Below are 21,801 nucleotides of genomic sequence, written 5' to 3' on the forward strand. Positions count from 1 at the left end.
CAAGGGTTTAAGTCAAGGTAGGATCGTCGCCATGTCCGAACTGCCGTCCGAACTCACCATCGGGGAGCTGTCCCGGCGCAGCGGCGTCGCCACCTCCGCCCTGCGGTTCTACGAACGTCAGGGCCTCATCAGCAGCAGGCGGACCAGCGGGAACCAGCGCCGCTACCCCCGCAGCGCGCTCCGCGTGGTCGCGTTCATCCGCGCGTCGCACCACCTCGGCATCCCGCTGGAGGTGATCGGCGGAGTGCTCGATTTCCTGCCGGAGGGCACCGCGCCGGACCAGGCGTTCTGGCAGCGGGCTTCCCAGTGCTGGAGCGCCGAACTGAACAAGCGCATCGAGCAGCTGGAGTGCATGCGGGACCGGTTCACCGAATGCATCGGCTGCGGCTGCCTGTCCTTCGACCAGTGCGTGCTGGTGAACCCCGGTGACGTCCTCGCCGCCAAGGGACCCGGCCCGGCGCGGCTGATCACGGACTGACCGTGGCCAGTTTTCGTTCCAGCAGCCGCCGTTCGGCGCTGTTCTCCGCTCGCGCGATCGCGGCTTCGTAGGCCCGCGCCGACTCCTCCGGCCGGCCGAGGCGGTGCAGCAGATCCGCGCGGATGGCGTGGTACAGGTGGTATTCGCCCAGTCCGAGGCCGTCGATCACGGCGAGGGCCGCATCGGGACCCTCCACTTCGGCGACCGCGACGGCCCGGTTGAGCGCGACGATCGGCGTCGGATTCGCCGCCAGCAGCAGGTCGTACAGCTGGACGATCTGCGACCAGTCCGTGCTCGCCGCGTCGGCGGCGTCGCTGTGGACGGCGTTGATCGCCGCCTGGATCTGGTACGGACCCGGCTGGTTCCGCCGCAGGCAGGCACGGACCAGCGCCTGCCCTTCGGTGATCAGCTCGCGGTTCCACCGTGACCGGTCCTGCTCCGCCAGCAGCACGACTTCGCCGTCCGCTCCGGTGCGGGCCGCGCGGCGCGACTCGGTGAGCAGCATCAGCGCCAGCAGCCCGGTGGCCTCCGGTTCGTCGGGCATGAGAGCGGTCAGCAGCCTGCCGAGCCGGATCGCCTCCGCGCACAGGTCCTCCCGGACCAGCCGTTCGCCCGAAGTGGCCGTGTACCCCTCGTTGAACACGAGGTAGATCACGGCGAGCACCGAACGCAGCCGGTCCGGCAGATCGGCGTCGTCCGGGACGCGGTACGGGATCTTCGCGGCGCGGATCTTGCCCTTCGCCCGGACCAGCCGTTGCGCCATCGTCGTTTCGGGGACGAAGAACGCGTGCGCGATTTCGCCGGTGGTCAGCCCGCCCAGCAGTTTCAGCGTCAGCGCGACCTGCGCGGTGATGGCCAGCGCGGGGTGGCAGCAGGTGAAGATCAGCCGCAAACGGTCGTCACGCACGGGACCCTCCTCCACCGGCTCGTCGCCCGCGCTGATCAGCGCGGCCTGGGCGTGTTTGTCGTCGCGCGCGGCTTCCCGGCGCAACCGGTCGATGGCCTTGTTGCGGGCGGTCGTGATGATCCAGCCCGCGGGGCTCGGCGGTGGACCGCTGGACGGCCAGCGGTCCACCGCTTCGGCGAAGGCGTCTTGGACGGCTTCCTCGGCGATGTCGATACTGCCGAAGACCCGGACCAGTACGGCCACGGCACGGCCGTACTCCTCGGTGAAGACGCGTCCGATGTCCTCGGTGGTCACACGCACGAAGGACCTTCGTCGCCCTGGAACGGCCGGACCTCGACCGGGAGGTAGGTGATCTCGGTGACCCGGCGGCCCCATTCGAGCGCGGCGTCCAGATCCGGCGCCTCGATGATGGTGAACCCACCGAGGTGTTCCTTGCCCTCGACGTACGGGCCGTCGGTCATCGTGATCTCGCCGTTCTCCTTGGCGCGCAGTACGGTCGCCGTGGTCGGCGGGTGCAGGCCGCCGGCGAAGACCCAGACACCCGCGGCCTTCATCTCGTCGTCGAGCGCCTGGATCTTGCGCGCGATCGGCTCCAGGAACTCCGGCGGCGGGACGGGACCGTCGGGCTGGTACAGGCTGATCAGGTACTGGGTCATGGCGTCCTCCTGAAGTCGGAGCGGCTTGTCATCACCTACACGAAGAGCGTCCCGTCGATTCGACAGCCGGTGGGAATTATTTTTCGCGGGCACATCGTCGCAGGTCGATCCGGGATCCCTTGGTCAGACAGGCCGCGATCCGATGGACTTGCTGGCCGTAACTGCGGCCCTTCAGTGCCTTCACGGTCCCGTCCCGGCCGACCTCGCAGGGGTTGCTTTCGGTGCAGCGCTCGCCGTCACGGTTGTGGGTGTTGTTGATGCCCATGACCGTGTTCCCGTCGCGGGACAGCAGCACGGAGCCGGAGTGGCCGGGCATGCTCACACAGGTGTCGCTCGGCGCGTAGCGGACCGCGTCGTCCTGCTGGTAGCCGGCTTCGCGCAGGTGCGGCACGACGGCCTCCACCGTGCAGTTCGGACGGCTGCTCGAGTAGGCCATGAGGAGCCGGTCACCGGCGCGCATCGGCTTGGTTGTCAGCCGGAAGACCTTCGCGCCCTCCCTGGCCAGCTGGGCGTAGGTCTTGTCCAGCCGGTACAGCGCGATGTCGGTGCCGGTCATCGTCGCGTAGACCAGCCGGGTGGCGCGGGCGCTGGTCTTCGGATAGCCCTCCCGGTCGGCGATCGTGACCGGACGGGGCAGGTCGGCGGGCCGGTCGACCAGGGCTTTTCCCGGGGCGGGCCGCCCGCTCGGCACGCAATGGCCGTTGGTCAGCGCCAGCGCCGGGTCTTCGGGACGCGCGGTGGCGGCGCGCACCACCGCTCCCTTGCAGTTACCCACCTCGGCCGTGCCCTCCACGTTCGGGACCGGGGAGTCCGGGGGAACGGCGGTCCCGGTCACGATGCCGTTGATCCACGCGGCATTCTTCGAGACGTCGGTGTACATGCCGGGAAAATCGGCACCCCTGATCCCGGCGCCGATCACCGTCCCGGCCAAGGCCCAGCCGTCACCCGAACGAATCAGGGCGGGCCCGCCGGAGTCCGTCGTTCCCGGCCCGACCGGAGGATCGGCGCGGCCGACGCACAACGGCAAGGTGTGCCCGTCGTCGTCCCAGCACCGATCGAGCGGCACGACCTCGGTGTCCGCTTCGCGCAGCTTGCTGGGAAAGCACTTCGGGTCCTTGAAGTCGTCGCAGCCGGTCGCGGCCGCGCCCCAGCCGAGGATGCGGACCGGGGTACCGACGGCGGGTGTGGCCCCGGCGAGCCGGACGGGTGTGGCTCGCACGGCGTTTCGCAGGTGCAGGACCGCGATGTCCTCGCCGGCCGGGTCGTAGGTGTTGTGGCGCCGATAGAACTTGTCGACGTCGGTGACCTCACCGCCGCTGGTGGTGTCGAGCGAGCCGACGCGGACCTTCCAGCCACGAGGGACCCCGACGGTCGCGCCGGTCGGGGTGTTGGCGCAGTGGCCCGCGGTGACCGCCCACTGGGGCGCGATGAGCACCGCCCCGCACCGGTGTCCGTCCGGACGGGGTGCGTCGTACCGCAGGGAGACCATGAAGTCGTAGGGCGTGGTGGACTCGGTGCCGCCGATGACGGCCGACGCGGGGGCCGCGGTGGCCGTCATCATGGCCAGCGCGAGCGCGAGGGATCGGATTCGCATACGGATCACGCTGGCCGGTCCGTGTCCGCGGAACTCGATGAGCGCGTAACAGTTCCGTGCACGCCCTGACTGGTACTGCCGGACCCAGGCTGAACAGACCGTGCCATCTCCTGGCGGGGCCCGGTTTCCTGGACTCATCACCGAGAACGAGTCCACTTAGGAGAAACACAGATGACGAACTCCCCGGCACCGCACGCGAACAGGGTCGCCGTCGTCACCGGAGCGTCCAGCGGAATCGGCGCGGCGGCCGCCCGGCGGCTGGCCGCCTCCGGCGCGGCGGTCGCGCTGATCGCCCGCCGGGCGGACCGGCTGGAGACACTGGCCGAGAAGATCGAGGCCGACGGCGGTACCGCGCTCGTGCTTGCCGTCAATGTCGCCGACGCCGCGGCGATGCGGGCCGCGGCGGCCGATATCGAGGCGAAGCTGGGCCGCGCGGACCTCCTGTTCAACAACGCCGGCGTGATGCTGGCCGCGCCGATCGACGAACTCGCCACCGGCGACTGGCAGCGCATGATCGACGTCAACATGACGGGCCTGATGAACGCGATCGGCGCGTTCGTCCCGCATCTCGTCGCTTCGGCGGCCGAGAAGGGCGTCGCGGACCTGGTGAACACCTCGTCCATCGGCGCGCAGGCCGTCTTCCCGTCCTTCGCCGTGTACGTCGCCTCGAAGGCGTACGTGACGCACTTGTCGAAGAACCTTCGCGCCGACCTCGGGCCGAAGGGTGTGCGGGTCGCGGCGATCGAGCCGGGGCTGGTCGAGACCGAACTGCAGGGCCATGTCACCGACGCCGGCGCTCTGCGGTGGCTGGACGGCGCACGCGAGTCGCTGACCTGGCTGAAGCCCGAGGACATCGCCGAGACCGTGGCGTTCCTGACCTCGCTCCCGGCTCGGGTGAACCTTCAGCAGGTCACCGTGATGCCCACCGCGCAGGTCTGATCACGGGAACAGGATCCGGGCGATCGCGCGGGCGGCGGTGTCCGGATCCTCGAGGTGCTCGGCACGAAGCGCGCCGGTGAGCCAGAGGTTCGCGAAGCCGTGCATCAGCGACCACGCGGCGACCCCAGCCATCGCGTCGTCGCTGACCGACGCCGCGCCGCTGGTCAGCAGGGCTCCGGCGCGGTCACGGGCGGCGGCCAGCGCCGCGTCGTCCTCGCGGTGGAGTTCGGGGCGGAACATCACCTCGAAATGCGCGCGATGCTCGATCGCGAAGCGCACGTAAGCCACCCCGACCTCGACGAAATCCCGATCGCTCTCGGCCGCCAGCGCGTCCGCGAGCAGGTCGAATCCCTCGGCGGCCAGCGCGGTCAGCACCCCGGCCTTGTCACCGAAATGGTGGACCGGCCCGGCGTGCGAGACGCCCGCGCGCCGGGCGAGGTCGCGGAGGCTGATCCCCGCGGGGCCGTGTTCGGTGATGGCCGCGACGGCGGCGTCGAGCACGGCCCGGCGGAGGTCGCCGTGGTGGTACGGACTCATGACCACGAATCTAGTCATTGACAAGATGGCCCGCAATCGCGCATCTTGTCAGTGGAAAGATTCACTGCTCGGAAGGCATGGTCATGGATCCCGGTCTCGCACCCGTACTGATGCTGATCGCCGTCACGGCGACGTTGGCCCTGCTGGGCGCCTTCGGCGTCCAGCGGTTCAAACCCTGGCCCGTCGCGGTGCGCGGCGGTGTCGCGGCGCTGTTCGTCACTACCGGTCTCGCGCACTTCATCGGCATGCGCGAGGAACTCGTCGCGATGGTGCCGCCCGCCCTGCCCGCGCCGGGACTGCTGGTGACCGTCACCGGCGTCCTCGAACTCGCGGGCGCCGCGGGGGTGCTGTGGTCGCGCACGGCGCCGTGGGCGTCCGCCGGGCTGACTCTCCTGCTGCTGGGGATGTTCCCGGCGAATGTGTACAAGGCACTGCACGGGCCGGTGACTTCGACGATGGACGAGCTGGTGCCGCGGAGCCTGATGCAGGTGGTGTTCCTCGCCGCGACGGTGTCACTGGTGGTGTATTACGCGCGTACTCCGGACGGACCCTTTGCCCAAAGGAGACCTTAAGTCTTTCCCAAGTTCGGGCCCCGCTCCCGGGAACGGCACTACCCTCTGAGAATGAAGATCTCATTGTGGATCGGATTCTGTGGGCTGTGCATCCTCGCCGGGCACATGCTTCTCGGGGCGGTCGGTGTCGTACTGCTGATGAGCTGTCTACCGGCGGGGCGCGAACACGAATCCGGTGACAGAAAAGGGAAAACGTCCGCGCGGCTGGCCTGAGTTCAGCCCAGTGCGCTCGCGAAGGCGAGCGCGCCCAGAACCGGAACGGCGATCGCCGTGAGCACCATCGTGCGGCGGCTCGGTTTGGGACTTTCCAGTAATGCCCGGATACCGGCCGGAACCAACGCGACACAAAGCCCGGCGGTGCCGATGATCGAAACGAATTCGGTCCCTTTCAGAACGCCGAGTGGCAGAAGCCCCATCGTCGCCAGTCCGATCGACCCGACGACGCCGAGCACTTTCGCCCGATAAGCGGCGAAGGCGAGCACGTACCAGCCGAACATGATCGTGAACGACAGAAAACTGAACAGATGCAGGTCCTGATACGACTCGCTGACCACGCTCTCGGCGAACCCGGAGCCACGGCGTTCGGTGAGTCCCAGCGCCGCCTGGTCGATCCCGGCGTGAAAGGTCCGCTCGAAGAGTCCACAAAGGACGAACAGGCCACCCCAGGCGGCCAACGCCGGCCTGGTGCGGCCGATCTTCGTGGCGAGCGCGACGATCGCGGGCCACAGCACGACATTGCCTGCCAGGAAACACGTGTACGCGGCGGTCATCAGCGCGGGATGGTCGCTCATCGCCTTGAGCTGGCTCGGGAAGAAGAAGTCGAAGCGCGACCGCAGCAGCGTCCCGGTGAGCAGCAGGACCGGTCCGAGGACCATCGAGACCGCGGCGACGCGGCGGCCGGGGAAGACGTAGTCGGTTTCCATACCCGGTGAGCCTTCCGTGTGTGGTGGTGGCGCGGATCGGATCACGGTCCGGTCTTCGGGCTCAGACCGTGGGTGGAGTTGGTCTCTTGGGCCTCTTGCAAGGGGAGGGCGTGGTCGGTTTTCGGCTATGGGCTGGGTGCGTGGCAGCTGGAGAACTCGCTGTCGCATGGGGGGCGTGCCGTTTGTCGGCAAGGCTGTGGCGGCTCGGCTGTGACTCGAGTCAGGGGCTTGGAGGGCCGTCTCCGTTTTTCGGCAACGCGGTTGCGGCTGGTGAGTGCGTACCTGGAGAACCCTCGGGGGCGTGAACGAGCCGTCGCCGTGTTTTGGCTATGTGACGAGTGTTGGCGGGTTTAAGGCGACAACTCGGTGCCTGGAGAACTCGTCATCGCGCGGGCAGGCCGTTGCCTTTTTCCGGCAACGCGACTGATGGCGGGTGTGCGGCGACCGACCTCGCGGTTGCAGAACTCGCCCCCGGGCAGGGTTGTCGCCGTTTTCCGGCGATGGCTTAGAACGGTGGTGGTTCGTCAGCAGTCGGGGCTGGTGGTCGGGGTTGGTGGAGTGGCGGTGGCGAGCTGTCGTGGGTCTGTCCGGTGGGGGTGGTGATGGTGAGGGTGCCGTCGGGGGCGAGCTGGTAGGTCCAGCCGGGTTCGTCCTTGAGGCGGTGGTCGCGGCGGCAGAGGTCGACCAGCTCGTCGGCGTTGGTGTGGCCGCCGTGCTGCCACGGCAGCGAGTGGTCGATGTCGCAGGCCTGGGCGGGGCGGTGGCAGCCGGGTCTTCGGCATTCCCGGTCCCGCACCCGCACGAACTCGTCCACACCCGCTGACGGCCGATAGCGGCCGCGGCCGAGGTCGAGGACCTGCCCGGAGAGCGGGTCGGTGATGATCCGCCGTAGCACAGTGTTCGGGCCGGTGGCGATCTGGCGGGCCAACCCGGCGGGAAGGGACCCGTGCCCGGCCATCTCCGCCGGGTCGTCGTTCAGGCCGAGATAGGTGAACAGATCCATATACAGAAACACCTCACTGCGCTCACCCGCACCACCCCGGCCGCCCAGGAGGAGATCGAGAGCGACGTCGGCACGCAGCTGATCCAGAGTGCGGGTCTCACCACCGGTTTTCAGGACTCGCGCTTCACGATCGATCCGCTGATAAGCGGCGGCCGCCTTCTCGACTGGGGCGTCTTCGACCTCGATCGACGCGACACCGGTCTCGCCGTGACGCAACGTGAGACGACGGCCCTCACGATGCCCCTCGGCCCGCTTGTCCGCGCCCTCGGGGTCGATCGTGTTCGCCGCATGATTGGCGGCTTTGCGGACCTGATCAGGGTTCTTGTCCGCGATCCGGTCCTCCAGTAGCGCGTCGACGGCACGCGCGTCCTCGTCTGAGAGCCACGAGGTGGCCGCGGCGACTTTCATCGCCCCGAACCCGCCGAGTTTCCCTTGGTCCATCAAGCCCAGAGTGCGGGGCAGGCGAGTGGTCAACGCGTCGGCCGCGGCGACCATCGCACCCGCATGATTGTCCACAACAGACAACGCGAACGCCACCTCCTGCGTGACACTACGAGCACCGGCGCGGTGCCGGTTCAGCTGCGCCACAGCCCGGAACCGGATCGCTTCCAGCCGCGCGATCCCGGCCGATGCCGCTTGCGCGACAGCAACGGCATCCTTGTCATCCAAGGAATCGACAGCAGCGTTGACCGATGCCAGCACCTCGGGGTCAGTGATGTTTTCCAGAAGCGCCACGGGCGCGGAGTGAGTGTCCACCCCACGAACATACGACCCACCACCGACAAATCCCGACCCCGCGGACACGGATGGCATTACCGATTTTCGGCAACCAAGACCGCTCTCACAGCCGCCGCACACCGTTGCCGTTTTCCGGCAACCAAGCCTCGGGTGGGCAAGTGAGAGCCAATAGATGAGTTACGTCAGCCGACAAGCACCTCGACATCCGAAAGGTCCTACGGCGTTGCCGATTTCCGGCAACCGAAACCCAGCCCCATCGCCGTTTTCCGGCAAAGCACGAACACACCGCTGTCCGGTGCCCGGCCGAAGACCGGACACCGGACAGCGGCGTTCCCCGCTCAGTTGGTATCGAGCGCGACAGCGATATCCCCGCCCGGCAACGGGAAGTCGCCGACCTTGGTCGCCGCGCCGGTCAGCAGATCGACCGTGTGGAACGTCGACGGCCCGGCGGCCGGGTTGAGGACGGCGAACGCGCTCACCGAGGTCGTCTTGCCGTTGGTGAGGTCGCTGAAGATGTCGAAGCCCGCGATCGGGCCGGTGTCGACGCCGAGCGCGCCGGTCGGGCTGAGGAACCCGGCGTTGGCGGGCGCCTGGACGAGTACCTGGTCGGTAGCCGTGCCGATGTCGAACAGCGTGGTCGCGGTGTCGGGGTTGAGGTCGTTGTTCGTGTAGGCGGCGGCCGTGACGCCTCTGGTCGGCCCTCCCGCGGCGGCGTGGTCAGGATGCTGTCTTCGATCGTGACGTGGTCGCCGAGATTGTGCCGCAGGTTCTGGCCGTAGTCGCTGATCACCCGGAGCCGGTCGGCGGCCGGATCGAAGTCAATGCCGAACTCCTTGCCGTACAACGGAACGCTCAGCTGCGAGACCTTCGTGACGATGACGTCGGGTGCCGCGGGCGGGAATTTCATCGTGTAGATACAGCCCTTGTCGCCCACGCCGTACAGCAAGCCGTTCTGGACGCGGAAATCGAGCCCGATCAGGCGCGTCTCCCCGCAGGTGAGCCCCTGTACGAGCCGGACCCAGTCGAGGACCTGGGGTGTGTGGGTGTAGAAGGTGGCCATCAGTTTGCCGTCCGACGAGATCGCGAACGCCCGCGGCCCGGCCGCTTGCGCCGAGCTGCCGGTCGCGGTCCCGACGACGAGCGCCGCCGCGAGGGTCACCGTGGTGGCCGCCGCGGTCAAGACCTTCTTGAGTCGTGCCCTCATCCGTACTCCCCTCAGCGGAAACTGTTCGAGCACAAGCTATTCGGCGGCACTGGACGGGCATTGGACGTCGGTTGGATCCGGCGTCCGGCGGCTTGCGGGCGTGGTGAACCGGCGGAACAGTGGGACGATGACGGTCAAGAAAGTCCTTGCCTGCTCGATGATCCTCTGCGCAGGCCTCACGATCGTCGCGCCGGCCGAGGCGGAAGCGGCCCGGGAATGCGCTTCCGGCGTCAAGGTCATCAAGCCGGTGGTGCTCGAAGAGGCGGGGAGGTGGACCTACACGTTCGACCTCTCGTGGTGTTCGGACGGCGGGACGATCATCTGGGCCGAGCCGTCGGTGACGGCGCGAGTCCACAGTCCGGCCTGTCGCTGGGGCGGCCGGATCGAGGAGTCGATCAAAGAACTGCCGGACAAGGCGTGGAGCGCGTTCGACATGAGTGAGTTCTCGTGCCAGGTCAGCGCGGGCGAGGAACACGGCGTCAACCCGTGGGTCGTCGTCACGTTCCATCCGGCCGGCGGGTACGACACCAGCAGCGACATCGCGGCCTAGGCGCTGTCCTGCAAGTCTTGTTCGCGGTCTTCGCGCCCAGGCGGTCCCTGACGGCACGGGTGGACGCGGCCGAGTACGACCCGGTACGAGGCCGATCCGCCTGCACCGCCAGGAACCACCTGGATCACGAAGCCCATCGAACAGACTTACAGGACACCGCCTAGGCGCGAAGGATCGACTCGACCGCGGCCGCCGCCCGTTTCCGCAACGCGCCATACCCCGCCCGTTCGGCGAGGGCGAGCGCCCGGCGGGCCTGCCCGAGGCGCCGGTCGCGGTGGCGAGCCCGATGAGCGCGTCGACCTCGGGGTACCGATCGCCGGTCTCCCGCAGCAGGGCCAGCGCCTGCCGGTGCCCCACGCGCTGATGCACGCCCGCGAGCGCGACGAGCGCCTCGCCCTCATCCCGCGGTTCTCCGGTCTCCCGCGCTAGTCGCAGCCCTTCGCGCGCGTGGTCGAGCGCGTCGGTGAGACGGCCGAGATCGCAGTACACCGAGGCGAGCCTTCCGAGCGTTTCCGCTTCCCCGGCACGGTTCCCCGCCTCTCGATGCAGCGCGAGGGCCTTGGCGAGCAAGCCGGCCGCCTCGCTGACCCTGCCGCCAGCGTGTCGCGCCTGCCCGAGGTTGGACAGGTTGATCGCCTCCCCGTAGCGGGAGCCGATCCCGCGATACCGGCGCAGCGCCCGGACGTAGTGGCCGGCCGCCCCGGAAAGATCCCCCATCTCCCAGTGGACGAGCCCCAGATTGCCCAGCACCGCGGCCTGCGCCTCCACCCACCCGGCCCGCCGGGCGAGCATGAGCGCGCCGGTGTGCTCCCGGACGGCCTCCGGCTACCGCCCTTGGCGGAAACCCAGATCCGCCAGGCTGAACCGGGCGGGCACGCGGGCTCGGAGATCGCCGCCCTCCTCGGCGGCGGCCAGCGCGGCCCCGGCGGCCGCCCGCCACTCGACCTGACGCGACGACATCCAGAATTAGCCGCGTAGCGCGTCGGCCGGCAGCCAGGCCACCCGGACGCGGCCCGGTCCGCGCCGCGTCCTCGACGACGACGACGAGGTTGCCCAGTTCGGTCTCCAGCCATTCCGCCGCGTTCTCCTTCGCCGCGGCGGGAACCGGGCCGTCCGGCACGGACAGCGGGACACGGAACATGTGCGGGTAAAAGATTTTCGCCGCTTGGCCGGCACCACGCAGATACCGCTCGTGCAGGCGGCGCCGGGCGGATCGGGTCTCCGCCGGGGAATCCCGCAGTCGATCGGCGGCATAACGGCGGAGCAGGTCGTGGAAGTGGTAGCGGCCGGGCGCGTGCTGTTCGACGAGATGCGCGCTCGCGAGCGTGTCCAGCATCGGGCCCGCCCGCTCCTCGCCGGTCAGGATCTCGACGGCTTCGACGCCGATGTCGTTGCCCGGCACCAGGCTCAGCAGCCGGAACAACCGGCGCGTTTCGGCGGGCAAGGCCGCGTAGGAAAGGTCGAAAGCGGTCCGGACGGCGATCTGCTCGTCGCCCGGCACGGTCAGCGCGGCGAGCGGATTGCCCTTGCGCAGCTCGATGGCGTAGTCCTCGATGCCGTTCCCGGGATCTTCGGCGAGGTTGGCCGCGGCGATCCTCAGTGCCGGCGGCAGATACGCGCACAACCCGGCCACCTCGGCGGCCGCTTCGAGCTCGGCCCGGACCCATTCGGAACCGAGCACACGCGCGAGCAGGTCCAGCGCCTCGCCGGGTTCGAGCATGCCCAGCGTGAGCCGCCGGGCGCTGTGGAGCGCGACCAGCCCGCCCATCCGGTCCCTGGCGGTGACCAGCACCGGACATCCCGGCCCGGCGGGCAGCGGCGGCCGGGCCTGATCGACGTCCACGGCGTTGTCCAGCACCACCAGCGCTTTCCGATCGGTCATCAGCGTCCGGTACAAGGCGGACGCGGTCTCGGTGTCCGACGGCAGGCGTTCGGCGGGGACGTCCAGCGCGGCCAGGAACCGGGTGAGCCCGTCCGGGAACCGGTCCTTGACCCGGTGACGGCCGCGAGCGCCACCGCGCCGCCGTAGCTCCCGGCGCGGGGCACCAGTTGGTCCAAAATGGACAGTTCGGTCGCCCGGCCGGTGAACCTGGACGGCTCGGCGGGCAACTGCCGGGGAACGCGTAGGGCGGATCGCGGAGCCGGGAGCGGTTCCCCGTCTTCGAACGGCGGAAAGAACCCCGCTGCGCCCGGCTTTGGGGCCGCTCAGGCTAATGGCCCGCCGGGGCGAGGTCGTGACCGTTCCAGGTGAACCGGGCCGTGGTGACCGCGTCGTCACCGTCGCCGCCGGTGATGAGCTGGTGGATCCCGACGCCGCCGAGTTCGGCGTAGGTGCACCATTCGTGGTCCGACGTCAGCATCAGGTCGAGGTCGAGTTCGGACAGCAGGCCGAACACCTGCCCCCGGTTGGTCGTGTCGACGCCGACGAACACCTCGTCGAGCAGGATCACCCTCGGTGCCTCGGGCGCGGCCTGGTAATGCGCGGCGACGGCGGCGAACAGCGGCAGGTGCAGCGCGATCGCCTTCTCCCCTCCGGAAAGCGCGCCGTGCAGCTTCTTGGTCAGCAGCTGCCAGCCCGCGCCGTTCGCGCGGTCCACCTTGACCACGAACCGGTGCCAGGACGTGTAGTCGAAGACCTGCGCGAGCTGCTGTTCCCAGCTGGTCGCCGTGTCGTCCGCCTTCGCCTGCTCGACGCGTTCCCGGAAGAACTTGTGCAGGGACACGCGATCCTCGGCGGTCAGCTGATCCGGATCCTTCAGCAGCAGATCCCGCGCGGTCTTGGTGCCGGGCGGCAGATCGGGGGAGACCTGCCAGACCAGCCGGACGGCCACCCTCGACGCGGTCCGCACGCGTTCCAGCCGCGCGTTCATGCCGTCGACGAGGTCGTTGGCCTGCCGGATACGGGCCGCGAGATGGCGGCGGGTGTCGCCGGTCAGCGTCTTGTCGAACAGGTCGCTTTCCCGGTCGGTGATCTCGTGCCTGCTCTGTTCCGCTTCCGCGTAAAGGATCTTCAGCAGTTCGGTCGCGCCGACCCGCAGCCCGTCGACGACGGCGGTGAAGATCTGGACGTCCTCGTCGGTCTCCAGATCGAGTTCCGCCCGCGAGCTGAGGGTGTTCCGGCAGGTGTGCACGGCCTCGGAGAGCCGGTGCAGCGCCTCGCCGAGGTTGCTCGGCGCGTGCGGCACGGACGGCCACGCCGCGGCCACCAGCCGCGCCGTTTCGAGCGCCGACCGCACCCCGTCGGAGGCGGACAGGGTGGCCTGGAACTTCGGCAGGTCCTCGATCCCGCCGTCGGCGGGGAAGACTCCGGTCGCGAGCTTCCGGAACCGGTGCGCGGCCGCGTCCTGTTTCTTGGCGGCGTCCTCGCGGGCCCGAGCGTCGGTCGTGCGGCGGACGCCGAGCGCGCCCAGCGACACCGCGAGTTCCTTGGCGTCGGCGTTCGCGGCGCGGAGTTCGCCCGCGAGGTCACGCAGTTTGGTGCGCAGCGCGTCGATTTCGGCGAGCACCTCGCGCTGCCCGCTGCCCGCGGTCCCTTCGATCGCTTCGAGCATCGCCGTGAGCTTGACGCGTTCGGCCTCCGCTTCGGAAGCCTCGTCCTCACGCCGGGCCGCGTTCGCCTCCGACCGGTCCGCCTGTTCGGCGCACAGCTCGGCCCGCTGGGTCGCGGTGAGCAGGTTCCCGTGCTCGTACAACCAATTCTCGCCCTGGTCGGAGTAGGTGCGCAGGGCCGTGGCGAGCGCGGCCAGGAGCGCGCGTTCGGTCGGGAGCCCGCTCTCCGAGGCCTGGGCGGTCAGCTCGTGCAGCGCCGTCTTGGCCTCGATCTCCAGCGCGGAGACGGCGGTCTCCAGATGCCGGACGGCGGCGTCGGCGGCGGTCAGCTCGGCCTCGGCCGCGTTCAGTTCTCCCGTGGCGGCAAGGAGATCTTCGTGGCTGGGGCGGGCGGCGCGTTCGATCTTGATCAGCTCGCGCCTGCCGCGCAGCGCGGCCAGTTCGCCCTCCAGCTCGGCGATGGTCTTCTCCCGGAGGGAGATCTTGTCCCGCAGTCCGGCGATCCGGCGCTCCCTGGCGCGCAGGCGCGCGGAACCGCCGATATATGCCGGGGCGTCCTTCGCCCAGCTGCCCGACAGGCCCCCCATCCGCCAGCCGCCGTCCGCGCCGATCGCGGCGGGTCCGGCGGGGAGTGTGTCGTCGAAGGCGATCACTTCCAGGATCCGGCGGATCTTCGCCGGGGAAAGCTCCGCGTCGGGTTCGGGTACGAGGACGTCGGCGAGTGAACGGCCGGTGGCCACCGGCAGCGTCCCGGTCTCCGCGAGCACGTCGTGTCCATCGACGACGCCGTGGGAGTTCACCCAGGCGTCCAGCAGGCCGGCGCCTTCGAGCGCGGCCTCGATCCCGGCCCGGGCGCTTTCCGGGACCGAGCCCGCGAAATCGACCAGGCGCCACAGCGGCGCGCCGCTCATCTCGGCGCGGTCCGTCGTGCGGGTGCGCGGCGGCTCGGGCGCGAGGACGTCCTCCGTTTCGAGCACGCCCGCCTCGACGAGGAGCCCGTCGTGCTCGGCGCGCGCGGTGGCCAGCGCGGCACCGGTCGCCGCCTCCCGCCGGATGATGTCTTCGAGCACGGTCTCGGCGACGACGCCGAGCCTGCCCAGCAGCGCGACCTCCGCCTCGGCCTCCCGGACGACCGCTTCCACGTCGGGGAACCGCAGCTCGCGGCAGCCGATCGCCCATTCGGCGAGCCGGGTGCGCAGATCGCTCAGCGCGAGTTCCCGCGTCGCCGTCGTGAGGTCCAGCCGCTCCTGCGCGGCCGAGAAATCCGACCGCGCGCGGTCGAGATCCGCCTCGGCCCGGTGCCGCCGTCCGACCGCGAGTTCGTGCTTGTCCAGCGCCCGGCCGAGCGTTTCGACCTGGTCGCGCTTGCCGCGGACGGCGGCCTGCAGCAGCGGACGGAGCCGGGCCGGTTCGTTCAGCCCGGCGACGAGTTCGTCGTGCACCCCGGCCAGGTTCGCGCGGGTCGCGGCGGCACGGACCTCGGTCTCCAGCGAGCGCACGAGGTCGGCCTGCCGTTTCGCGACCTGCTTCGCCGCCCGCGAACGCTCCTCGTCGGCGTCCGCCTCGGCACGGAGCCGGTCCGCGTCCGCGCGCAGTGCCTCCGCTTTTTCGCGCGTGGACAAGGTCCGTTGCCGCAGCTTGTCGAGCTCCTGGCCCTTGCGGTACGACTCGGATTCGGTCAGCCCGGCGAGGCGGGCTTCGGTCTCTTCGACGTCCTTTTCGAGCTTCGCCGCCCGTTCCTCGGCGGCTTCCTTCTTCGCGGCGACCTCGTCGTGCTCCTCGGCCGAACGGCGGGCGGCCGCGGCGAGCTCGTCGAGCTCGGTGGTCGCGGCGATGAGGTTCGCGGCGCCCGCGCGCAGCACACGCTGGGCGTAGGTCCTCTGCCGCGCGGCGAGTGCGCGGGTCGCGTCGACCTCGGTCTCCAGTGAGCCCAGCCGTTCGCGCTGCGCGTCGAGCCGTTCGAAACCCTCGGCGAGCTCGGCGATCTCCTGCTGCCCCAACGGCGGAAGCGCGCGGGAGAGCAGATTGGACAGCAGGCTCGGGTCGAGCCGCTGCGAGAGCTTGGGCATCCGCAGCTGGAGCAACGCGGTGATCAGCGCGTCGTACCGCTGTTCGCTCAAGGTGGGGAACAGTTTCGCGCGGATCGCCGCGCGGTACTCGGCCGCGCCGTCGTGCACGGTCCCGTGTTCGCCGAGGGCTTCCTCCAGCGCGTTCTTGGTCAGCGGCTGGCCGGCCTCGTTGACCAGCGGCAAGCCGTCGCCCACCCGAAGATCGGTGGTGAAGAAGTCGGCGTGCACCGTGCTGGTGTGCGTGCTGGCTTGAAGCCGCGCGCCGCAGGTGAACCACTTCTCGCCCGCCATGCCGAATTCGAGCCAGACGTACCCGACGCGGGTGGCGCCCGAAGCGCCTTCGCCCATCAGGTTCCAGTGCATGCTGCGTTCGCTGGTGCCGAAGGTCGACAGCCGGTTGGCGCGCAGGCTCGCGTCGAACAGGAACGGCAGCAGCAGTTCCAGCGCCTTGGACTTCCCGCTCCCGTTGGGGCCGCGCAACAGCAGGCGCCCGTCGTGGAACTCGAAGATCTCGTCGTAGTAGCGCCAGATGTTGAGAATGCCCGCACGGGAGGGAATCCACCTCGTCACGGTCACGGCGCCTCCTCGGTGCGGTCGGTGTACCTCGCGGCGGCCGGGAGCGGCCGGACGAGTTCGGCTTCGGTGCGGATCAGGCCGAAGCCGGTCAGCACGGCGAGCGCGTCGACGGTCAGCCGCCGCACACCGTCCTTGCCCCGGTACGTCTTGGCCCAGCGCGGGAAGCGTTTCAGCAGCTTGGCGGTGGCATTGCGCAGGTAATCGGTGGTCCGCGGCTCGTCCAGCGCGTCGAGCAGCAGGAGCGCGGCGACCTTGGCGTTGCTGCCGTCGTCCGGGAACCGCTCGTCGGTGGCCAGCCCGTCGACGTCGACGAGCAGCACGCCCTCCGCGCGTTCTTCGAGGACGAAACCGCCCTGCTCCGCGGCTCGCCGCAGCAGCTGGCGCCCGGTAGGCGTGCCGAGGTACGCGCGCTCTTCCGCGGTCAGCTCGGCGAAGTACAGCACCGGGTCGTCGACGAGACGGCGGAAGACCGTGTGCCGGAGCCACAGGTTCCGCTGGACGTCCGACGCGCTCGGCGTGTCCTCGTGGCGGCCCGACGAGAGGCCGTAGCGCTGCTCGTGCGACACCGCCTCCAGCAGTTCCTCGAACCGCAGCGCGACGTCGTCGGCGGGCACGGCCAGCTGCGACGGCCCGACCGGCGCGGCGAGCATCCGCAGCAACAGGGTCGCGTCCACCCGGAACAGCACCTTCGCCGCCGGATCGTCCACAAAGGACTCCGGGTCGCCGTCGGCGGCTTCGAGGACGCCGTAGGACTCCAGGAGCTTGAGGACGTCCACGAACGCGAGACGCTCCGCCCTGGTGGCGACGTCGAAGGCGGTGACGAGATCGTCGGCGGCGCTCGCCTGCGCGACGCGGCCGGCGAGCAGGCCGATGGTGGTCACCGGCACGGTCAGCAGTTCGGCGGCCACCACGCACAACAGGACGTAGCGGCGGCGGTCGAACGCGGCGCGCCCGGAGCGCAGCCGTCGCGCCGGACGCGTGGGATCGGTGGCCGCGCGGACCTTGACCAGCCGGGCGTAGCCGAGCCGCGGTTCGACGGTGAGCGTCCAGCCGCAGTAGTAGTCGAACCACTGCCGGATGGGCTCGCGGCGGCGCCGGATGAGGTCGAAGGTCTCGGGGGAGCCGCGCTCGCCGATCAGCGGGGTGGCCAGCAGTGCGCGGATCCCGCGCGCGACCTCTTCGCGTTCCGCGATGACCAGTTGGTTGGTGAGGCTCACGCACCGCCTCCGGCCGTACTGATCTCGATCTCGTAGTCGGGGCCCCGGAAGACACCGCTCGTGGTGGTCAAGCGGGCGACCGCGCCGGTCTGTGGCGGCCGCAGGACGATCTCGATCTGTCCGTCGGACGTGGTGCTCCGCCGGGTGCCGTCCGCGCCGACGGCACTGCCCAGCGCTTGCCCCAGCAGGTCGAGCAGCCGCTCGAAGACGCTGTGGTCGAGCTTCTCGAACGCCGAAAGCCGCACGACGCCGCCGGTGTCGAGCATGTTCCACGCCGCTTCGAGTTCGGCGCGTTCCTGCAGGGCTTTTTCGGCTCTCGCGGCTCTGATCGCGCTGACGTCGCGCACCCGGCCGGTCCTGGTGAACCGCTCGGTGCGGCCCGCGGAGCGAAGCAGTTCCGACACCTCGACCGGCGGCGCGTCGAGCCACGACGCCGTCGTGCTGACCACTTCCGGATCCGCGTGGGCGAGGTGCGCGTGCCGAGCGGAACTCAGCCCGAACATCGTGGACCACAGGCGATGCAGGTCCTCCTGTGCCGGGACGACGGTGAACCACCGCGCCAGCTCGCGGAAATCGGCGACCGCGCTGCTCGCGCGCCGCCGCGATTCGGTGATCCGGTCAAGGACCTGGAGAAGTGTGATGATCGCGCGCCGCGCGAGGCGATGAAGGTCCTCGACCCGCGGCGTCGCCCCGTCCTCGGGCAGGAACCACGCGCGGAGGCCGTCCCACCGCGCCTTGCGTACGTCGAGCCAGCGCGGGTCGGGGTTCGGCAGCGACGCTCCGTTGAGTGCCCGCCGGTGCACCCGCTCGACGCCGTGGTCGTCGATCTCCTTGATCCGGGTGGCGATCGTGTGCGCGTGATGTTCCAGGTCGTTCAGGAACCCCTGCAGATACGTGACCGTGGCCGCCTTGACCTCGTGGAACGTCGCGAGGTCGGCTTCGGCGTGCAGGAGGCGCTGGAGGTCGCCGTTGAAGCGCTTCGTGTTGTCGCGGAACGCTTCGAGGTGGCTCTCGACTTCGGTGAGCGTGCTGAACACGCGCCGGTCCGTGCCGTCTTCGAGCTGCTTCGCGAGCTCGCCGAGCCGCTCACCCAGCGCTTCGAGCGTCGCCGTCTGGAGCGCCCCGGACGCGTTGAGCACCTCGTTCGCGCGGACCACCCCCGCGTACGCCGCTTCGCCCTGGCGGGTCAGCGAGTACTGGAGGTTGCGGCGCTCGTACTCCGACGCCGTCCGGTAGTCGCCCGCGTGGCTCTGGACGACGTCGAGGTGGCCCTGGCCCTTCAGCTGGTCCAGCGCCTTGACGAGGTCTTCGTCGTCCAGCGTCTCCAGCCAGCCGACTTCCCGCAGCCTCGTGCGGACGTCGTCGATCCCGAGCGCCGTCTCGAGCCGCTCGTTCGCCTCACCGAAGGCGTGCAGGATCGCCAGTGCGAGCCCGGATCTGCTGCCGTCGGTGAAACGGAACAGTTCGGGCGGTACACGGAACGGATCCATGCGTCCTCCGGCGGATGGTGCGTGGAGCTACACGTTAGGGGGTCACCCAGGCGAGTCCGAACGGCCCATCTTTTTCACGCTGAGTGCTCACGTCGTGAACATCTCAAGGCGCACCGTGGTCCCCTCGACGGTGACCTTGCGGACCACGCGGCGGCCGTCGACGAGCCGGTCGTCGTTCATCACTCCGGGAGCGAAGTTGGATGCCTCGAGCAACTTGGGCACGTCCTCCGCCGGAAGGGTGAGGACGACGACGTACCTCGAGTCGATGCCGCGGTCGTGCTGTGTCTCCAGCACCTTGCCGCTGGCGGGCATCGAGATCCCGCCGAACCGGAAGGCGTCCTCCGGGGTCGGGGCTGCTTGGTGTGTCGTCGCGCAGCCGGCCAGGAGGAGGACGAGGACCGCGAGCAGGGTTTTCACCTAACGTGAGACGCACGGTGGACGTAAGCGTTCCGTCACACTCGGACGGGGATGACAGGGGCGGTGCGACACGTTGTACTGGGTGTCAACGACCGAAGGAGATCTACAGTGACGGAAAAGGCTGTTCTCGCGGGCGGCTGTTTCTGGGGCATGCAGGACCTGTTCCGCCGGCACCCCGGGGTCGTCTCCACCAGGGTCGGCTACACCGGCGGCGACGTGCCGAACGCGACCTACCGCAACCACGGCTCCCACGCCGAAGGCATCGAGATCGTCTTCGACCCGGCGCAGCTGTCGTACCGGCAGATCCTGGAGTTCTTCTTCCAGATCCACGATCCGACGACCCGCAACCGCCAGGGCAACGACATCGGCACGAGCTACCGGTCGGCGATCTTCTACACCGACGACAAGCAGAAGCAGGTCGCCGAACAGACGATCGCCGACGTCGACGCCTCGGGCAAATGGCCGGGCAAGGTGGTCACCGAGGTGACCCAGGCCGGTGACTTCTGGGAGGCCGAACCGGAGCACCAGGACTACCTGGAGCGCATCCCGAACGGCTACACCTGCCACTACGTGCGGCCGGAATGGCAGCTCGGCGAGCGCTGATCGTGCCCTGACCTGCCCTGAGCCCGGCTTCAGGGCAGGTCGGGACCCGGATGCTCCGCGGCGAACCGGTCAGCGCTGCCCTCGGCGGCGAGTGCGTTGTCGGCGAGCCACTCAACCGCGCGAAGCTTTGCGCGGTTGTCGCTGAAGGAGTTCCAGACGGGAACAAGGTGGGGGTATCGGTCGTGCAACTCGTTCCTGAAACGGCGGAAGGCACCCTTGCCGCGGAGTGTCCTTGATAGCCGTTCGCCGGCTCGTTCGTCGCCGATACCCGCCGTGAAGTCGGCCATGTCCTGGAACCAGACAGAGGATGGCAAAGGCTCGATGACGATCAGATCCACGTCGTCGAGGTCGATGGGAGTCCGGCCGTCGATCCCGCCGTCTTGTGTCCACAAGCCCATCTCGCCGGTCCGCGGGTCGACCAGGTGAAAGTGCTCGTAGTCGGTCTGGTCCTGCAGGGCCATCGCGATGGCCCCGAGGTCGAACTTGTCCAAGCCGAGCATGTGGGCAAGTCTATCGGCGCGCGGCGAGGCGCTGGTTGGTCTCGTCGAGATTGAAGTGCGCAGGGTCGAATTGGTCCGGGTCGTCGAGACCGAGCCAGTCGACTACGTCTCGGTGTTCCTTGTGGCCGGGATCGCCGAGGATCTGGATCAGCCGGGCGTACCCTCCCGTTCCGCCGACGTCCTCCGGCGGGCAAGCCCCTTCGCCCGCGACACAGCGCGGATAACGCTCATCGGACGTGGCGACCGTGGCTTCCTCGATGAGAATCTCGTGGTCCCAGCTGTCGCCGAAGTCGTAGTTGTACAAGAGGCGGCCGCCGGGCTTCACCAGGTCGTCCAGCCGCACTTTCCGTTCGTCGCGGTACTGCAGTTCAGGCTCGGCCTCGCCGTAGTAGGTCTTTCCATCGAGGAAGTAGTGCAGGTGGTAGTTCTCCCAGCCCATCGCGGCCTGGATGACGATGTGCAGCCGGTCGAGCGGGATGGCCGCCGGAACCACCACCCGTCGCCACACCGGGAGACCCTCGATTTCCAGCAAAGTGATTTTCGCCTGGTAGATCGGATCTCCGGCTTCCGGCTCGCCCAAGATCCGTCGCATACCCGACCTGCCGAGTTCGGTCAGCTCAGCCGATTCACCCCGGAGGGTCACCGCTCCCAATCGCTGTAGGACCTCGAGCGTTTTCTTGGTGTCGCGGTCATTCGTGCTTCGCAACATCTCAAGCTGGAGTTCGGTGAGATCTTCCAACACGTAAGGTGCGCTCACGACATCCCAGACCGTCGCGCACAAGCTCGCGATTGCGACAGCACCGTCCGCGCCATACAACGACGCCAACACGGCGCGGGTGCCGTGCGCGAACTCCGGGCGCAGCAATGACTCGCCGAATCCCGAGTGCAGGAACGCCTCGCCCAGCTTGTCGAACCCGGTGAACAACGCGAACCACAGCTTCTGCGGGTCATCGAGAAGGACCTGATTCTTCTTCACCGGCACCAGCCGTTGTCCGGTCTTGCGGACCAGCCGCGCCGCCTTGGCGCACTCCACGACGAGCATCAGGTTGAGCAGACGCTCGCTCGACCTGGTCCGGTACACGTGGCTGCCGATGGTCTGCTCGAGAACGTCACCGGTCTTCAACAACGGCACCAGTGTTTTGGCGTCAGCCAAGGTGAGACGCCCGGTCTGGGTGAGTTTCCGTCCTGCGCCCACCCATTCGGTGAACGCGCGCACCTGCTCGACCAGCTCCGACTTCACCGCGAGATCCATGCCACCCCTTCCAGGCTTTCCAGGAGT

The 21,801-nt window shown here is 69.2% G+C and carries 18 protein-coding genes and 2 pseudogenes; 6 read left to right on the plus strand and 14 right to left on the minus strand.

Annotated features, from left to right (window positions below; genetic code table 11):
• Positions 1 to 31: 31 nt before the first annotated feature.
• Positions 32 to 478, plus strand: coding sequence for a redox-sensitive transcriptional activator SoxR (gene soxR / locus AC0685_RS11130; protein ID WP_478225377.1), 447 nt, complete (start codon positions 32 to 34; stop codon positions 476 to 478).
• Here soxR and AC0685_RS11135 read toward each other — a convergent pair.
• The 3 genes from AC0685_RS11135 to AC0685_RS11145 form a co-directional block, all read right to left on the minus strand.
• Positions 468 to 1,685, minus strand: a complete 1,218-nt coding sequence (locus AC0685_RS11135) for an RNA polymerase sigma factor (protein ID WP_478225378.1) — start codon at positions 1,683 to 1,685, stop codon at positions 468 to 470. The genes soxR and AC0685_RS11135 overlap by 11 nt on opposite strands.
• Entirely contained in the window at positions 1,676 to 2,041 is a 366-nt protein-coding gene (locus AC0685_RS11140; protein ID WP_478225379.1) for a YciI family protein, read from the minus strand. Before AC0685_RS11140 ends, AC0685_RS11135 begins: the two co-directional genes overlap by 10 nt.
• A gap of 76 nt (positions 2,042 to 2,117) precedes the next feature.
• On the minus strand, positions 2,118 to 3,635 hold the full coding sequence (locus tag AC0685_RS11145; protein ID WP_478225380.1) for a trypsin-like serine protease: 1,518 nt from the start codon (positions 3,633 to 3,635) through the stop codon (positions 2,118 to 2,120).
• A gap of 171 nt (positions 3,636 to 3,806) precedes the next feature.
• On the opposite strand from AC0685_RS11145, the gene AC0685_RS11150 reads away from it, so the two are divergent.
• The gene (locus tag AC0685_RS11150; protein WP_478225381.1) at positions 3,807 to 4,574 is read left to right on the plus strand and encodes an SDR family oxidoreductase; all 768 of its coding nucleotides are present in this window, start codon (positions 3,807 to 3,809) and stop codon (positions 4,572 to 4,574) included.
• On the opposite strand, the gene AC0685_RS11155 is transcribed toward AC0685_RS11150, so the two are convergent.
• Positions 4,575 to 5,111 carry a TetR/AcrR family transcriptional regulator gene (locus AC0685_RS11155; protein ID WP_478225382.1) on the minus strand — a complete coding sequence of 179 codons (537 nt, stop codon included), beginning with the start codon at positions 5,109 to 5,111 and terminating at the stop codon, positions 4,575 to 4,577.
• Between the two features lie 83 nt (positions 5,112 to 5,194).
• On the opposite strand from AC0685_RS11155, the gene AC0685_RS11160 reads away from it, so the two are divergent.
• Both AC0685_RS11160 and AC0685_RS11165 read left to right on the plus strand, forming a co-directional pair.
• Positions 5,195 to 5,683 (plus strand): DoxX family protein, encoded by a 489-nt coding sequence (locus tag AC0685_RS11160; protein ID WP_478225383.1) that lies wholly within the window; start codon positions 5,195 to 5,197, stop codon positions 5,681 to 5,683.
• A 51-nt stretch (positions 5,684 to 5,734) separates the two neighbouring features.
• Positions 5,735 to 5,896 carry a hypothetical protein gene (locus tag AC0685_RS11165; RefSeq protein ID WP_257484144.1) on the plus strand — a complete coding sequence of 54 codons (162 nt, stop codon included), beginning with the start codon at positions 5,735 to 5,737 and terminating at the stop codon, positions 5,894 to 5,896.
• 2 nt (positions 5,897 to 5,898) lie between these two features.
• On the opposite strand, the gene AC0685_RS11170 is transcribed toward AC0685_RS11165, so the two are convergent.
• The 3 genes and pseudogenes from AC0685_RS11170 to AC0685_RS11180 all read right to left on the minus strand — a co-directional run bounded on the left by AC0685_RS11170 (position 5,899) and on the right by AC0685_RS11180 (position 9,551).
• Positions 5,899 to 6,606, minus strand: coding sequence for a hypothetical protein (locus AC0685_RS11170; protein WP_478225384.1), 708 nt, complete (start codon positions 6,604 to 6,606; stop codon positions 5,899 to 5,901).
• 505 nt (positions 6,607 to 7,111) lie between these two features.
• Complete coding sequence (locus AC0685_RS11175) at positions 7,112 to 8,344, minus strand: HNH endonuclease signature motif containing protein (protein ID WP_478225547.1); 1,233 nt, start codon at positions 8,342 to 8,344, stop codon at positions 7,112 to 7,114.
• A gap of 341 nt (positions 8,345 to 8,685) precedes the next feature.
• A pseudogene (locus AC0685_RS11180) lies at positions 8,686 to 9,551 on the minus strand (DUF4394 domain-containing protein).
• A 127-nt stretch (positions 9,552 to 9,678) separates the two neighbouring features.
• Here AC0685_RS11180 and AC0685_RS11185 point away from each other — a divergent pair.
• Positions 9,679 to 10,101 (plus strand): hypothetical protein, encoded by a 423-nt coding sequence (locus tag AC0685_RS11185; protein ID WP_478225385.1) that lies wholly within the window; start codon positions 9,679 to 9,681, stop codon positions 10,099 to 10,101.
• A 378-nt stretch (positions 10,102 to 10,479) separates the two neighbouring features.
• Here the strand turns inward: AC0685_RS11185 and AC0685_RS11190 are convergent.
• From AC0685_RS11190 to AC0685_RS11210, 5 genes and pseudogenes are all read right to left on the minus strand, one after another.
• Positions 10,480 to 10,893, minus strand: a pseudogene (locus AC0685_RS11190) (tetratricopeptide repeat protein); the annotation flags it as partial.
• Positions 10,894 to 12,311: 1,418 nt separating this feature from the next.
• A complete protein-coding gene (locus tag AC0685_RS11195) occupies positions 12,312 to 16,295 on the minus strand; it encodes a TIGR02680 family protein (RefSeq protein ID WP_478225386.1) in 3,984 nt (1,327 codons plus the stop codon).
• Positions 16,292 to 17,512 (minus strand): TIGR02678 family protein, encoded by a 1,221-nt coding sequence (locus AC0685_RS11200; protein WP_478225387.1) that lies wholly within the window; start codon positions 17,510 to 17,512, stop codon positions 16,292 to 16,294. The genes AC0685_RS11195 and AC0685_RS11200 overlap by 4 nt, the downstream gene beginning before the upstream one ends.
• Positions 17,509 to 19,002, minus strand: a complete 1,494-nt coding sequence (locus AC0685_RS11205; protein WP_478225388.1) for a TIGR02677 family protein — start codon at positions 19,000 to 19,002, stop codon at positions 17,509 to 17,511. The genes AC0685_RS11200 and AC0685_RS11205 overlap by 4 nt, the downstream gene beginning before the upstream one ends.
• An 87-nt stretch (positions 19,003 to 19,089) precedes the next feature.
• Positions 19,090 to 19,419, minus strand: a complete 330-nt coding sequence (locus AC0685_RS11210) for a hypothetical protein (protein WP_478225389.1) — start codon at positions 19,417 to 19,419, stop codon at positions 19,090 to 19,092.
• A 108-nt stretch (positions 19,420 to 19,527) separates the two neighbouring features.
• Here AC0685_RS11210 and msrA point away from each other — a divergent pair, with 108 nt between their 5' ends.
• A complete protein-coding gene (gene msrA / locus AC0685_RS11215; protein WP_034305803.1) occupies positions 19,528 to 20,022 on the plus strand; it encodes a peptide-methionine (S)-S-oxide reductase MsrA in 495 nt (164 codons plus the stop codon).
• 29 nt (positions 20,023 to 20,051) lie between these two features.
• Here the strand turns inward: msrA and AC0685_RS11220 are convergent, their stop codons facing one another.
• Positions 20,052 to 20,522, minus strand: coding sequence for a UPF0158 family protein (locus tag AC0685_RS11220; RefSeq protein WP_478225390.1), 471 nt, complete (start codon positions 20,520 to 20,522; stop codon positions 20,052 to 20,054).
• 10 nt (positions 20,523 to 20,532) lie between these two features.
• Positions 20,533 to 21,774, minus strand: a complete 1,242-nt coding sequence (locus tag AC0685_RS11225; RefSeq protein WP_478225391.1) for a plasmid pRiA4b ORF-3 family protein — start codon at positions 21,772 to 21,774, stop codon at positions 20,533 to 20,535.
• Between the last annotated feature and the right edge of the window lie 27 nt (positions 21,775 to 21,801).

The sequence above is a fragment of the Amycolatopsis sp. NPDC043889 genome, from assembly GCF_056435645.1.

What these genes read in the sequence shown, in the direction of transcription:
- soxR (WP_478225377.1), top strand. Translation starts at nt 32, where the DNA reads ATGTCCGAACTGCCGTCCGAACTCACCATCGGGGAGCTGTCCCGGCGC.
- AC0685_RS11185 (WP_478225385.1), top strand. Translation starts at nt 9,679, where the DNA reads ATGACGGTCAAGAAAGTCCTTGCCTGCTCGATGATCCTCTGCGCAGGC.
- AC0685_RS11220 (WP_478225390.1), bottom strand. Translation starts at nt 20,522, where the DNA reads ATGCTCGGCTTGGACAAGTTCGACCTCGGGGCCATCGCGATGGCCCTG.
- AC0685_RS11160 (WP_478225383.1), top strand. Translation starts at nt 5,195, where the DNA reads ATGGATCCCGGTCTCGCACCCGTACTGATGCTGATCGCCGTCACGGCG.
- AC0685_RS11205 (WP_478225388.1), bottom strand. Translation starts at nt 19,002, where the DNA reads ATGGATCCGTTCCGTGTACCGCCCGAACTGTTCCGTTTCACCGACGGC.
- AC0685_RS11140 (WP_478225379.1), bottom strand. Translation starts at nt 2,041, where the DNA reads ATGACCCAGTACCTGATCAGCCTGTACCAGCCCGACGGTCCCGTCCCG.
- AC0685_RS11170 (WP_478225384.1), bottom strand. Translation starts at nt 6,606, where the DNA reads ATGGAAACCGACTACGTCTTCCCCGGCCGCCGCGTCGCCGCGGTCTCG.
- AC0685_RS11150 (WP_478225381.1), top strand. Translation starts at nt 3,807, where the DNA reads ATGACGAACTCCCCGGCACCGCACGCGAACAGGGTCGCCGTCGTCACC.
- AC0685_RS11165 (WP_257484144.1), top strand. Translation starts at nt 5,735, where the DNA reads ATGAAGATCTCATTGTGGATCGGATTCTGTGGGCTGTGCATCCTCGCC.
- AC0685_RS11145 (WP_478225380.1), bottom strand. Translation starts at nt 3,635, where the DNA reads ATGCGAATCCGATCCCTCGCGCTCGCGCTGGCCATGATGACGGCCACC.
- AC0685_RS11155 (WP_478225382.1), bottom strand. Translation starts at nt 5,111, where the DNA reads ATGAGTCCGTACCACCACGGCGACCTCCGCCGGGCCGTGCTCGACGCC.
- AC0685_RS11225 (WP_478225391.1), bottom strand. Translation starts at nt 21,774, where the DNA reads ATGGATCTCGCGGTGAAGTCGGAGCTGGTCGAGCAGGTGCGCGCGTTC.